The sequence below is a fragment of the Chelatococcus sambhunathii genome (assembly GCF_001418005.1).
Classification (GTDB): domain Bacteria; phylum Pseudomonadota; class Alphaproteobacteria; order Rhizobiales; family Beijerinckiaceae; genus Chelatococcus_A; species Chelatococcus_A sambhunathii.
The window spans coordinates 330,276-343,172 of the sequence record NZ_LIOL01000001.1; the positions used below are offsets into that span (position 1 = coordinate 330,276).

At 67.7% G+C, this 12,897-nt stretch carries 12 protein-coding genes; 5 read left to right on the top strand and 7 right to left on the bottom strand.

The annotated features are described in order from the left end of the window. Positions 1–33: 33 nt before the first annotated feature. On the bottom strand, positions 34–747 hold the full coding sequence (locus ASC46_RS01550; protein WP_141659641.1) for a hypothetical protein: 714 nt from the start codon (positions 745–747) through the stop codon (positions 34–36). A 329-nt stretch (positions 748–1,076) separates the two neighbouring features. Further along, positions 1,077–1,352, bottom strand: a complete 276-nt coding sequence (locus ASC46_RS01555; RefSeq protein WP_055457534.1) for a SemiSWEET family sugar transporter — start codon at positions 1,350–1,352, stop codon at positions 1,077–1,079. Between the two features lie 236 nt (positions 1,353–1,588). On the opposite strand from ASC46_RS01555, the gene ASC46_RS01560 reads away from it, so the two are divergent. After that, positions 1,589–1,972: a Dabb family protein gene (locus tag ASC46_RS01560; protein ID WP_082464659.1), complete on the top strand. Its 384-nt coding sequence runs from the start codon at positions 1,589–1,591 to the stop codon at positions 1,970–1,972. A gap of 3 nt (positions 1,973–1,975) precedes the next feature. Here the strand turns inward: ASC46_RS01560 and ASC46_RS01565 are convergent, their stop codons facing one another. Further along, positions 1,976–2,674 (bottom strand): class I SAM-dependent methyltransferase, encoded by a 699-nt coding sequence (locus ASC46_RS01565; RefSeq protein ID WP_055457535.1) that lies wholly within the window; start codon positions 2,672–2,674, stop codon positions 1,976–1,978. Between the two features lie 259 nt (positions 2,675–2,933). Here ASC46_RS01565 and uvrB point away from each other — a divergent pair, with 259 nt between their 5' ends. Both uvrB and ASC46_RS01575 read left to right on the top strand, forming a co-directional pair. Continuing rightward, positions 2,934–5,525: an excinuclease ABC subunit UvrB gene (uvrB, locus tag ASC46_RS01570; protein WP_055457536.1), complete on the top strand. Its 2,592-nt coding sequence runs from the start codon at positions 2,934–2,936 to the stop codon at positions 5,523–5,525. Between the two features lie 152 nt (positions 5,526–5,677). Then, a complete protein-coding gene (locus ASC46_RS01575) occupies positions 5,678–6,238 on the top strand; it encodes an NADPH-dependent FMN reductase (protein WP_055457537.1) in 561 nt (186 codons plus the stop codon). A 2-nt stretch (positions 6,239–6,240) separates the two neighbouring features. Here ASC46_RS01575 and chrA read toward each other — a convergent pair whose 3' ends face one another. Continuing rightward, positions 6,241–7,647, bottom strand: coding sequence for a chromate efflux transporter (gene chrA / locus ASC46_RS01580; protein WP_055457538.1), 1,407 nt, complete (start codon positions 7,645–7,647; stop codon positions 6,241–6,243). After that, positions 7,644–8,468, bottom strand: a complete 825-nt coding sequence (locus ASC46_RS01585; protein ID WP_055457539.1) for a chromate resistance protein ChrB domain-containing protein — start codon at positions 8,466–8,468, stop codon at positions 7,644–7,646. Before ASC46_RS01585 ends, chrA begins: the two co-directional genes overlap by 4 nt. Before the next feature lie 701 nt (positions 8,469–9,169). On the opposite strand from ASC46_RS01585, the gene ASC46_RS01590 reads away from it, so the two are divergent. Next, a complete protein-coding gene (locus ASC46_RS01590) occupies positions 9,170–9,439 on the top strand; it encodes a hypothetical protein (RefSeq protein WP_055457540.1) in 270 nt (89 codons plus the stop codon). A gap of 3 nt (positions 9,440–9,442) precedes the next feature. On the opposite strand, the gene ASC46_RS01595 is transcribed toward ASC46_RS01590, so the two are convergent. Both ASC46_RS01595 and ASC46_RS01600 read right to left on the bottom strand, forming a co-directional pair. Continuing rightward, complete coding sequence (locus ASC46_RS01595) at positions 9,443–10,675, bottom strand: lytic murein transglycosylase (protein WP_082464660.1); 1,233 nt, start codon at positions 10,673–10,675, stop codon at positions 9,443–9,445. Positions 10,676–10,757: 82 nt separating this feature from the next. Continuing rightward, complete coding sequence (locus ASC46_RS01600) at positions 10,758–11,744, bottom strand: Tim44 domain-containing protein (protein WP_055457542.1); 987 nt, start codon at positions 11,742–11,744, stop codon at positions 10,758–10,760. A gap of 315 nt (positions 11,745–12,059) precedes the next feature. Here ASC46_RS01600 and ASC46_RS21155 point away from each other — a divergent pair, with 315 nt between their 5' ends. Next, entirely contained in the window at positions 12,060–12,281 is a 222-nt protein-coding gene (locus ASC46_RS21155; RefSeq protein ID WP_141659642.1) for a hypothetical protein, read from the top strand. Positions 12,282–12,897 lie beyond the last annotated feature (616 nt).

Genomic DNA, 12,897 nt, shown 5'->3' on the forward strand with positions numbered 1-12,897 from the left:
CCGGGCGCCCGGCGCAAGGATATTCGCCGGGCCTCATCCGCCCGGCCGGAAGATGAGGTTGAGCCGCGTCCTCGCCGACAGGCCGGACGCATTTGCACCGACGGGCAGCGCATAGCCGACAGACGATTCCAGATAGAGCTTGAACCGGTCGTCGGCCGATGTGAGCACATCCACCTTGGTCTTGACCTGCGGCGTCAGAGTGGTTCTCCAACGCTCGCCTCCATAGCTCGTGTAGACAGTGTTGACGGCGAGTTCCGGCATCACGGACCAGTTCCCCTCCCCACCGCGGAAGCGCCGCCCGAGCACGACGTCGAGCGTCTGCGAATATGGCGCGTGACCGACGGGAAGTCCGCCGCCGAACCCGGCTGCCCACACCCAGCCTTCGTCTGCCGGCATCGGCCGCGCGACACGCCAGGCAAGGCGGGTGTCGACGGGTTGCCAGGTGCCTTCCCCGCTGGCGAATTCAGTGGAGATCGACATGCCCTGCTCGGTCCTGAGTCGCAGGCCGAATGCTTTTTCCTCTGGCATGGCGAGCGGCCCTGTCAGCCGCGTCCCGGCATCCGCATATCCCCTTGCCACCGGCGCGAGCGTCAGTATGGGCGCGATGGCACGCCGGCCGCCACGCCGGAGCAGTTGCGCAGCGACTGCGGACATTTCGGCCCAGATCGGCTCCTGCGGACTGTCGGTCCACATGTCGGCGTTGAAGGAGAACGACTGATCGAAGGCCTGCCATTCCCCAAGTGGCATGGTCTCCTCGTCGGGCGCGGGCCGCTCCGGTGGCAGCGGTGCCGCGGGAGCCAAGGCTTCGAACGCGAAAACGGGCCCGCAGGCGGCGGCTAGGGCGAGCGCAGCGGCCGCAAGCGGGCACAGCCGGTGCGACGCGCCCGGCGGGCGCATATGCGCAATGCGGCCTTGTCCGCAGCTTCGGATTCGCCGTGTCATATCCGTCATCTCGTTGGCAGCACGACACCGGCCATCGCTTCGCAGCCGGCGGTCTCCCTTTCGGGCAGAGCGGAACGGTCTCGAACCGTTACGCGTCGTGATGAACGAAACCTTAACGCCTGGACGGCGCGCCGTCACCCGTAACGCAGCTTCATCATCAGGATGACACCGAGCAGGATGAGAGTGACGGCATTGGAGCCGATCAGCGGCCAACTGCCGATGAACAGGCCATAGACGAGCCACAGGACGACGCCGCAGGTCAACGCCACCTGCGTCGTCAGCGAGATCGCCCGCGTCTCGCGCGTGCGGATGACCCGGGCCGCCTGCGGAATCCAGCACAGCGTGGTGAGCACGGCGGCAACGGCGCCGATGGCTTCGATCGAAAGAAGGGAAAGCAGACCGTCGGCCATCGCTGCGGCACTTTCGAAGAGACTATTCTGATGCTGCCAGCCTCGTCTTGGGCATGCCCGTGCAGCTTCGTCCAGTCAACGGCGCGCCGCGCATGACGGTGCGCCGATATCGCATGGCCGTACGCCGCCGGCGCGAAGCCATGGCGCCGCCGCCAGGGCTAAAGTCCCTCAAACGGATCGAGGCCGTGATGATGACGACACCACCTATCTCTCGACGTTCGTTCACGCGCGGATGGATGTTGCCGGCAATCGGCGCTGCCGTGACCCATGCGGCGCCCGCTATGGCATCGGGCGGCGGGCCGCGGGTGCGGCACGTCGTCCTCGTCAGGTTCGCCGCCGGAACGGAGCCGGTTGAGATCGAGGCGGTGTTCGACGCGCTCGCCAATCTCCGGGCGGTCGTCCCGGGCATGCTCGGCTTCGATGCCGGGCGCAACACCAGCCCGGAAGGGCTGGCGCGCGGCTACACGCACGGCTTCGTGGTCGATTTTACCGACGCCGCGGCGCGCGACGCCTATCTCGCCCATCCCGATCACAAGGTCGCGGGTGCCGCCCTGGTCGGCCTGTGCGAGGGCGGCATCGACGGCATCCTCGTGCTCGACTTCGAGCTGTCGGACGGTTGAGCGTCACACGCGCAGGTCGCGCCGCCGCACGACGAAGATGCTGGTGCCGGTGAAGTCGTGCCAGTGATGCTCGGGGATATTGGCCTCGCGCAGCACCTCGGGCCGAAAATCCCTTGTCAGGTCATAGTCCGGGGCCATGTCGAAGATCATGCCGAGGGTCTCGGCGATGAACCTGCGGCCGAAATGGCGGTAGTGGCGGAAGGCTCCGAAGCGCGCGGCCTTCTCCTCGTCGCTCGCATCGACGATGGCATCGGTGAAATCGTTCCCGACGATCGGCACGCTGAACAGCATGGCTCCGTTCTCGCTCAACGACTGGGCGAGACGGATGAGCACGACCGAATAATTGCACTCGATATGCTCGAGCACATGATTGTGCACGATGAGATCATAACGGCCGCGCGGCAGGGCGAACACGTCGTGGCACAGGTCGAACAACTCGACGTCGATGCCGAGATGGGCGTAGCGCGGGGGGTCGATGTCGACGGCGCGGTAGTTGTCGCCGGCAATGTCGCGCAAGAGTTGCGACAGGCCTTGCTCCGGCGCGAAATGCAGTACGTGCGCGCCCGGCTGCGGCCGCACCTGTTCCTTGATCTTCAGGGCTGCGACCCGCGTGCGCTCCAGCGAGCGGCAGGTGGTGCAGCGCGCCAGCGGGCGCTTCGGCATGTCCTCGAAGGCGGTGCCACCGCAGATGTTGCAACGCATCGATCATCAATCTCCTGCCCCACGGCCGCGTCTTTGTGCACCGGTCCTGTCGCAGGGGCAACGGGAAGGCCGGCAGCGGACGGATCGCACAGCGCCATTGTCCAGGAGCAGCTTCGTTTCCCGGGCGGATGCAGCGAAGCGGAACGCAGCCCGGAAACGAGCGGCGGCAACAAGCCGAAGGCTCCATACGAGGCGCCTGCCTCCGCTCGCCGCACGATCCCTCTTCCGCCAGGCGCAGACTCGTACCATATTCGTTCTCATGGCCCGCAAACCGTCTTCTCCCCGCTCCAAGGCCGCAAAGCCGGAGCTGAAACCGCTCGACCCGTTCCTCGCGGATCTGCTCAACCCGGCCCTCAACAAGGGCACCGCCGGGCCGGGCGGCGCTGCCGGCTTCGGCGAGGCGCCGCAGGCGCGCTTCCTCCCCGAGGCTGACGAGGCGCCGCCGCGGCGCGCCGGCAAGCGGCTGGATATGCCCGCCGAGGCCGAGGCCGCACCGAGCGGCGTCTCGGCAACGGTCGCGGCGCTCTCGGCCCTGCTCGAAAGTGGCAATCCGCTGTTCAAGGACGGCAAGCTGTGGACGCCGCACCGCCCGCCCCGACCCGAGAAATCCGAAGGCGGCATCAGCTTCCGCATGAAGTCGGACTTCGCGCCGGCCGGCGACCAGCCGCAGGCGATCAAGGAGCTGGTGGCCGGCGTCGAGGCCGCCGAACGCGACCAGGTGCTGCTCGGCGTCACCGGCTCGGGCAAGACCTTCACCATGGCCAAGGTCATCGAGGAGACGCAGCGCCCGGCGCTCATTCTCGCCCATAACAAGACCCTGGCGGCGCAGCTCTACGGCGAGTTCAAGTCCTTCTTCCCGGACAATGCCGTCGAGTACTTCGTCTCCTACTATGACTATTACCAGCCGGAGGCCTACGTCCCGCGCTCGGACACCTATATCGAGAAGGAATCCTCGATCAACGAGCAGATCGACCGCATGCGCCACTCGGCAACACGCGCATTGCTGGAGCGCGACGACGTCATCATCGTCGCCTCGGTCTCGTGCATCTACGGTATCGGCTCGGTCGAGACCTACACCGCCATGACCTTCTCCGTGAAGGTGGGCGAGACGATCGAGCAGCGCCAGCTCATCGCCGATCTCGTGGCGCTGCACTACAAGCGCACGCAGCTCGACTTCGCGCGCGGCACCTTTCGCGTACGCGGCGACGTCATCGAGCTATTCCCGGCGCACTACGAGGACCGGGCCTGGCGCATCAGCCTCTTCGGCGACGAGGTGGAATCGATCGTCGAGTTCGATCCGCTCACCGGCGAGAAGACGGCCGAACTCTCGTTCGTCAAGGTCTACGCCAATTCGCATTACGTGACGCCGCGCCCGACGCTCATCCAGTCCATCAAGGGCATCAAGGAAGAGCTGAAATGGCGCCTTGCGGAACTCAATCGCATGGGCCGCCTCCTGGAGGCCCAGCGGCTCGAGCAGCGCACCACCTTCGATCTCGAGATGATGGAGGCGACCGGCTCCTGCGCCGGCATCGAGAACTATTCACGCTATCTTACCGGCCGCAAGCCGGGCGAGCCGCCGCCGACCTTGTTCGAATACCTGCCCGACAACGCCCTCATCTTCGTCGACGAGAGCCACGTCACCGTGCCGCAGATCGGCGCCATGTACCGCGGCGACTTCCGCCGCAAGGCGACGCTCGCCGAATACGGCTTCCGCCTGCCCTCGTGCATGGACAACCGCCCGCTGCGCTTCGAGGAATGGGACGCCATGCGGCCGCAGTCGATCTATGTCTCGGCAACGCCAGGCACCTGGGAGATGGAACGCACCGGCGGTATCTTCGTCGAACAGGTCATCCGCCCGACCGGCCTCGTCGATCCGCCGGTCGAGATCCGCCCGGCGCGCAGCCAGGTGGACGATCTACTCGGCGAGGTGAAGGCGGTCGCCGCCCAAGGCTACCGTGCCCTCGTCACGGTGCTGACCAAGCGCATGGCCGAGGACCTTACGGAATATCTGCACGAGCACGGCGTGCGCGTGCGCTACATGCACTCGGACATCGACACGCTTGAGCGCATCGAGATCATCCGCGACCTGCGCCTCGGTACCTTCGACGTGCTCGTCGGCATCAACCTCTTGCGTGAGGGCCTCGACATTCCCGAATGCGCCCTCGTCGCCATCCTCGATGCCGACAAGGAGGGTTTCCTGCGCTCGGAGACCTCGCTCATCCAGACCATCGGCCGCGCCGCGCGCAACGTCGACGGCCGCGTCATCTGCTATGCCGACGCCATGACCGGCAGTCTGGAACGGGCCATAGCCGAGACCAGCCGGCGCCGCGAAAAGCAGCTCGCCTACAACGCCGAGCACGGCATCACGCCACAGTCGGTGAAGAAGAACATCGCCGACATCCTCGACTCGGTCTACGAGCGCGACCACGTGCGCGTCGATACCGGCCTCGCCGAGAAGGGAGCCGTCGGTCACAACCTCAAGGCCGTGATGGCCGACCTCGAGAAGCGCATGCGCGAGGCTGCCGCCAACCTCGAGTTCGAGGAGGCGGCCCGCCTGCGCGACGAGTTGAAGCGCCTGCAGGCGACCGAGCTCGCCATCGCCAACGATCCGCTGGCGCGGCAGGAGGAGGTGGCCGACAAGGCCGGCAGCTATGCCGGCCAGCGCAAGTATGGCGCCAGGGCCAACCTGCCGCCGCCGGGGGGCGGGTCCCGCGCCCGCAAGCCAACGCTCGACGAGATGGGTCCTGGCCGGGAAACCCTGCCCCGCGTGGTGGGCCCCGCGCCGCATCTCGACGAACACTGGGCCGGCTCGACCAAGGTCAGGAAGGGCGGACGCCGCCGCAAGGACTGACCGACCTGCAGCGGCATAGGAACAGGTGACGCCGGCCAGCCAGCCGCCGGGCCTTCCCCGCCCTGCCTTGCCCGAGTCGCGGGTCGGACTTAATCCTGTCCGCAGCCGTGCTCACGGCCGAGCCTCCACCCATCCTCACCATGGGAGACCTCATGCTGCGTCTCAACGTCATCATTGCCAGCACCCGGCCGGGCCGCATCGGCCCGTCGGTCGCGAAGTGGTTTCATGGGTTCGCCGTCAAGCAAGGCGCGTTCGACACCCATCTCGTCGATCTCGCCGATTTTCACCTGCCCGTCTACGACGAGCCACACCATCCGCGGCTGGGCCAGTACGAGCACGAACATACGAAGCGCTGGAGCGAGAGCGTCACAGCCGCCGATGCCTTCGTTTTCGTCACGCCAGAGTACAACTACGGCCCGACGCCCGCGCTTCTCAACGCACTCGACTACGTCTACAACGAATGGGGCTACAAGCCCTGCGCCTTCGTGAGCTACGGCGGCGTCTCCGGCGGCCTGCGCGCGGTGCAGATGACGAAGCTGACCATGTCCGCCATGCGCCTCGTGCCAATTGTCGAGGCCGTCACGGTCCCGATGGTCGCCCAGCACGTCAAGGACGGCGTTTTCCAGCCCAACGACCTGCACATCAAGAGCGCCGAGGCGCTCCTCGTCGAGTTGAAGCGCTGGGCGGAGGCGCTGAAGCCGCTGCGCGGCTGAGCTTAAACCCCGAGGCCGGCGAGTTGCAGGACGACGCCGGCGACGGCGCTGAGGCCGAGCACCGTCATCATGCCCCATCGCAGGCGGAAGACGGCGAGGACGGCAAGGACCGACAGGGCCGCCGCCACAGGCCGGGCGCTCTCGAGCTCCGGCACCGCGAGCTTCATGCCGAAGCGCTCGAACGTGCCGACCTCGCCGAAGACGACATGCAAGGCGAACCACATGGCGAGATTGAGGATGACACCCACCACGGCGGCCGTGATGGCGGACAGCGCTGCAGCCAGCCCGCGGTTGTCACGCAACCGTTCCACATAGGGCGCGCCGAGGAAGATCCACAGGAAGCACGGTGAGAAGGTGACCCAGGTCGTCAACAGCCCGCCGAGGATGCCCGCCGTGAGCGGCGAGAGGGTGCCGGGATCGCGGAAGGCTCCCATGAAACCGACGAACTGGGTGACCATGATCAGCGGCCCTGGCGTCGTCTCGGCCATGCCGAGCCCGTCCAGCATCTCGCCGGGCGCCAGCCAGCCGTAGGTGCCGACCGCCTCCTGCGCCACATAGGCGAGCACCGCATAGGCCCCGCCGAAGGTCACCACGGCCATCTGGCTGAAGAAGACCGCGATGTCGGCAAAGACGTTGCCCGTTCCGAAGGCGGCGAGGAGCGCTGCGGTGGGGGCGAGCCACAGCACGAGCAGCACGCCCGCGACCGTCAGCGCCCGCGTGCCGCCGGGCCGGGCATGGGCGGGAATGGTCTCGCCGAGCACCGTCCGCGCGTCGTCCACGCCCGCCTTGGCGGCCGGGCCGTGCCCGCCGCCGGAGAAGGCCGCCACCCGCCTCAGGCCGCCGATGTAGCCGATGAGGCCGGCCGCGGCGATGATGAGCGGGAACGGCACGGCGAAGACGAAGATGGCGATGAAGGACGCCGCGGCCAGCGACACCATCGTGGCGTTGCGCAGGGCCCGCCGGCCGATGCGCAGCACCGCCTCGAAGACGATGGCGAGCACCGCCGCCTTGAGGCCGAAGAACAACCCCTGCACGAAGCCCACATTGCCGTAGAGCGCGTAGATCACGCTCAGCGCCATGATGGCGACGAGCCCCGGCAGCACGAAGAGCACGCCGGCGACGATGCCGCCGGCGGTGCGGTGCATCAGCCAGCCGATGTAGACGGCGAGCTGCTGCGCCTCCGGCCCCGGCAGCAGCATGCAGAAGTTGAGTGCATGCAGGAAACGCTTCTCGCCGAGCCAGCGCTTCTCCTCGACGAGAATGCGGTGCATGACCGCGATCTGCCCCGCCGGCCCGCCGAAGCTGAGCGCCGCGATTCGCGCCCAGGTGCGCACGCCTTCGGAAAAACTTGGAAAGCGGCCGGCAGGCGCCGCGTCTTCGCCCTGCACGGTCCGCAATGTCTCGCTCATGGCACGCCTTTTACCTTGTTCGTCGGCCAGTTGTGCGTCTCGTCCGTCGCGTCGCGGCACCAGCGATAGAGTGCATCGTAGAGGACGAGGCCCGCCTCAAGCTGTTCGTTGTCGTCCGCATACATGCGCGACAGACCGAGAGAGACAGCCAAGAGCCCAGCCGCCTCCGGTGCAAGGTCGAGGCGAGCCGTGTCGGCGCCACGCACGATGGCGGCCAGATGTGACAGCGGCCCGACGGTGAGACCAAATTCCTCGACCATGACGTCGAAGCTGCACAGGGGCCCGCGGTGGCTCCAGAACACCTCCTCCACGTCGAAGGGTGTAGCGCCGAAGCGGTCGGCGACGGCCAGCACCTCGGATGGTGGAACGAACAGGAAGACGGCGGCGGGATCGACAAAGCGACGGATGAGCCAGGGACAGGCTATGCGGTCGATCTTCGGCCGCGAGCGCGTCACCCATAGCGTGCGGCCCTGCGCGTCCGCCGTCGGCAGCTTTGCAAACGGCACCATCGGCAGGCCCGCGGCGCTCCAAGCCTGCGTGCCCCCCTCCAGCACCTCGGCGGCGATGCCGGCCTGGCGCAGCCAGGCTGCCGCGCCGTGGCTGAGCTTCAGCCCCTTCTGGCAGATGACGACGACCTGGCAGCCGATGAACTCCTGCGCCCATCGGGCCACCTCCGTTCCGGGCCGGCGCGTCGCCCCCGGCACGAGGCGTGGCTCGGCGGCGAAATCCTCGTCGGTGCGCACGTCGACGAGGACCGGGCACTTCGGCGTGCCCACGAGACGGAAGAGCTTGTCCGGAGAAATAGCATTGAACGACGGCATGACAGCGTCCCTTCTCGATCAGGAGGAGCGGAACGCGATGCTTCGGCCTGTCGCCTCGTGAGGGGATCGCAGAACCCCCATGCCCAGATGAGGCGACATGATCCGCGACTTGTCAATGTCGCCGGCGCATGCCGTCACATCTGCGTGATGAGACGGCCGGACTGTCGCGGCGAGGGCACGCACGGCATCGTTGCTGGATGACGCCGTTCAGAATGCGCCCATCTTCACGCGGGGGACGGAACAGCGCCCCCTGGGAGATCCCGATGCCGCAGCGAAACCTGTTCGCCGCGTCCGTGCTCGTTCTGGTCGCGGCAGTTCCCGCCTTCGCCCGGCAGAGCCCTGTTCCTGCCCGCAGCCTCACCTGCGCCGAGCTGCAGGCGCTGGTGCAGCGTCAAGGGCCGCGTCGGGATTTCGACCGCACCCTCCGTGTTCGGCACCTACGCCAACAATTGCGCGCCCCGCGACATCCCGAGCCCCGCCTACGTGCCGGCGCGCGACAATCCCCAATGCCTGATCGGCTACAGCGGCCGCAGCAAGTAGCGTCGCGGGCTCCCCCACATTCACCTGCAGCTTCAGAAGCATTCGACCGGCGCAGCCCGCCATGCGGGGCGGGCATGGCTTGCGGTCGTGACGTCGCAGCCGCGACACCCCATGTGAGGCGGGGCACCGAGGCACCTGAGAAACGCCAAGGAGACGGCGCAATGAACTTGCGTAACGTATTGATTGCTTCGGTCCTTCTCGCGGGCGCCGCGACGCCCGCCCTTGCCCAGCAGACCCCGGTCCCCGCCCAGGCGCACAGCTGCGCCGAGTTGCAGGAGATGGTGCAACGGCAGGGACGCGTCATGATCTCGCGCGGCCCCCACCTGTTCAGCACCTACGTCAACAACTGCTCTGCGCGCGACTTCCCGGTACCGGAGTACCTCCCGACCAGGGACAACGCCCAGTGCTTCGTGGGCTACAGCTGCCGCTGATGGTCAGCCGCCCCCGAGGCGGGCGATGAGTTCGGCGGTGGGGAAGGAATCGGCCGGCAGGCCGAGCTCCATCTGGGCCTTCTTCACCGCCGCGCGTGTCGCCGCGCCGAGCTTGCCGTCGATCGGTCCCGGATCGTAGCCGCGCTGCGCCAGCAGGCGCTGCAGCCGCGCGATCTCTTTGGCACCGAGCATGGCCACCTCGCCGTTGCCACGCGCTACCGCCGGCGCGCCGGCGAGCCGCGCGGCGAAATAGGCAGCCGTCGTCGCATAGACGAAGGACTGATTCCATCGCAGGAATACGCCGAAATTGTCGTAGGCGAGAAAGGCCGGGCCGTTGCGGCCCATGGGCAGCAGCAGCGAGGCGTTGCCCGGCGGCAGCGCGCCCGCCCGCGGCGTCACGCCCCAGTTCGCCCATTGCGAGGTCGAATGGCGGATCTCGAGATCTGCCTCATGCCAGGGCAGGCTCGCCGGCACCCGCACCTCGACGAGCCACGGTTCGCCGCGCCGCCAGCCGAGGCTGCTCATGAAATTGGCGGCCGAGGCGAGCGCGTCCGGCGTCGAGCGCAGCAGGTCCACGCGCCCGTCGCCATCCGCATCGACGCCGTACTTGTAGTAGAAGGACGGCATGAACTGCATCTGGCCGAGCTCGCCGGCCCAGGCTCCGCGCATCTCCGACGGCCGCAGGTCGCCCCGTGCCACGATGCGCAGCGCATCCATCAATTCGCCACGGAAGAGTTCGGGCCGCCGGCAATCGTAGGCAAGCGTCGCCAGCGCCTTCAGCGTCGGATACTTGCCCATGTTGGCGCCGAAATCGGTCTCCAGCCCCCAGAAGGCGACGATCGGCTCCGCCGGTACGCCATACTGACGCTCGATGGCGGAGAACAGGCCGGCTTGCTGGCGGATGCGGCTGGCGCCCGTCTTCAGGCGGTAATCGGCCACCATGCGCCCGGCGAACTGCAGGAAGCTCTGCTGGAAGACGCCCTGCCCCCGATCGCGCGAGATGATCGCCCGGTCGTAGGAGACGTCGTCAAGGCTGGCCGCCACCACCTCCGCCGGAATGCCCTGGGCCACCGCCTGCTGGCGGAATGCCGCGAGCCAGGTGGCAAAGCCGCTGCCGTCCCGTCCGCAACTCTGCGCCTGCGCGGGTATGGCGCCCAGCGCAAGGCCAAGCACCGAAACGACGGCGATGGCGGCCGCCTGCATCTGTCGCGGGACACACCGGAATGCCTGTGGCATCGCTCCCCTCCTTCTCGGCGAAGGCGATGCTACGGCCACAGGCGACCGGCGCCAAGGCGCCGGTCGGTTCGCGGCGGTGCGCTCAGGCCTGCTGGATGGCGGACAGCAGCCACGGACCGCCGCGGCTGCGCCGGAAGGTCCACAGTTCCGTCGCCTCCACGGGCTCGCTCGTGCTGCCCTCGACGACGGCACCGGTCGTGCGATCCGCCTTGTAGTCGATCAGCGAGAAGCGCATGGCGACGGTTGCGTAGTCGTCCGACCCCTCGCGCCAGGCCTCCGCCAGATCACCCTGCAGGAGCTTGGTGTCAGCAAGGCGGTTGACGATACCGGCTCTGGCATTGTCAGCAAGGTCCTCGGCAAGGAAGGAGACCATTTCCGGCGTGGTCAGGCGCCGGAGCGCCGCGAGGTCCTCATCCGAAAAAGCCTTCTGGACATCGTGCAGGGCTTGCTCGAAGGCGTCGAAGTCCTCCGCGCCAAGGGCGAGAGAGCCGTCCCCTCCACCGGCGGCCATGCTGGCGCCGGTCATGCCCCCGGCCTGCCCACCGCCAAGGCCGGAAAGACCTGGCAACGACGAGCGGGCGGCACCGTTCGCGGGACCGGCGCCTGCGCCTGCGAAGGCCGGCTGCTGGCGGCGGCGGAAGAACGACAGCGCGAGCCAGGCGAGGCCGCCGATGAGCGCGATCTGCAGCAGCATGCCGAGGATCGAGCCGAGACCGCCGAGGCCGCCGAAGAAGCCCGCACCGAAGAGCGCACCGAGAAGGCCCGCGCCCAGGAGGCCGGCGAAGAACCCCGTGCCGAAGCGCCGTTGCTGCGCGGCCTGGGCGGCGGCGCCGGGGCGCTGCGCGGCGACGCCGGGCGTCGTCTGGCCGGGCTGGGTCATCGACCGCTCGATGGGCTGGGTCGGACGCGGCGCCGTGTTGGTCGGCGGCGGGGCGCTGAAGGTGCGTACGCCACGGCTGCCGAAGCTGCCTCCCCGCCCCGCCCTGGCCTCGACCAGTTCGACCGTCGCAAAGACGGCCGCCACTGCAATGGCGACAACGCGGGCAAAACGCGCGAAAGAAGAAAGCATCGTCAGGATGGCCTCCCGTTCATCATGGTGCCCGCAATATAGGCACGGCCTGCCGGGGCCAACAGGTCCGGCGGTATTATTTCGGCGCGTGGGAGCGGTGGACATCTTGACCCGGGGGCGGGTCGGCGCGACGCTCGATGCCGGGCTGCAAGGCGAGAGAGCGCCATGGCTCTGTGCTCCGTCGGCCATCTGGGACAGGCACCCGGCACGGGGGGCCCGCCAAGGGCGGGCCTGTGCCGCCTCGGCCGCCACTTTGTCTGCAGCCTGATCCTCGGTTGTATCGTGCTTCCGGCGCCTCTCGCCGGGGCGCAGGACATGTCGAGACCGCCCGCGCACGGGGCCGCCGGCCATTCGGCCGCCCCTGGAGCGGCGGCTCCTCTGCCGCTTCCTTGCACCTGCCGGGCCAAGGGGCGCGACTACGAACTCGGCGAGGTCGTCTGCCTGCCCACCAGCGCCGGCCCGCGCCTTGCCACCTGCGGCATGGAACTAAACAACACCTCCTGGCACGTGACGAGCGAGCCCTGTCCCGACAGCTGAAACGGCCGAACATCCGAAATGGCGCGCTGCGTCTCCCTGGCGGCGACCGGATTATGAACCGGAAAGAGGTCGCCGTCCGGGAGGCGGCGACCGGATCCCCCAAGTGAAAGGGTCGCCGTCGGGAGACGGCGACCCTTGGGCTTGGCTGGGGCTTGATTGCACGCACCGCCCGAAAGGGAACGGTCACGAGGCTTTTCGAAGAAGGAAGATCCCTCGCACCTGGATCTCCGTTCTCGATGGCTTGTCTTGAACGCTAGGCAACGGGAACACTATCGACAAAGGCGGCGAAGCCGCCGGTCAGAAAGCCCCGATGATGATGGCGCCGACAAACAGGAAGGCGGCGCTCATCGCCACAATGTTCAAACGTGACAGCAGCGTCAGGCCCATAGGTGACCTCCATGGGTTTGACCTAGGGGACGGAATCTAGCAGCAACAGGCGGCCTTGCGAAGCGCCAAATGTTGTGCAACGCGGCATGGCCTCGGTACAACATCCTTTATCGTTCGTTAAATGGTTCATTCCCTTTCGCTTTTCGCCAGCCACAGGCTGGGGATTACGATACCCCGGGGAAGGCACTCCATCAGCTCGATTCCAGTAATTCTGAAAATAACTTCGAGC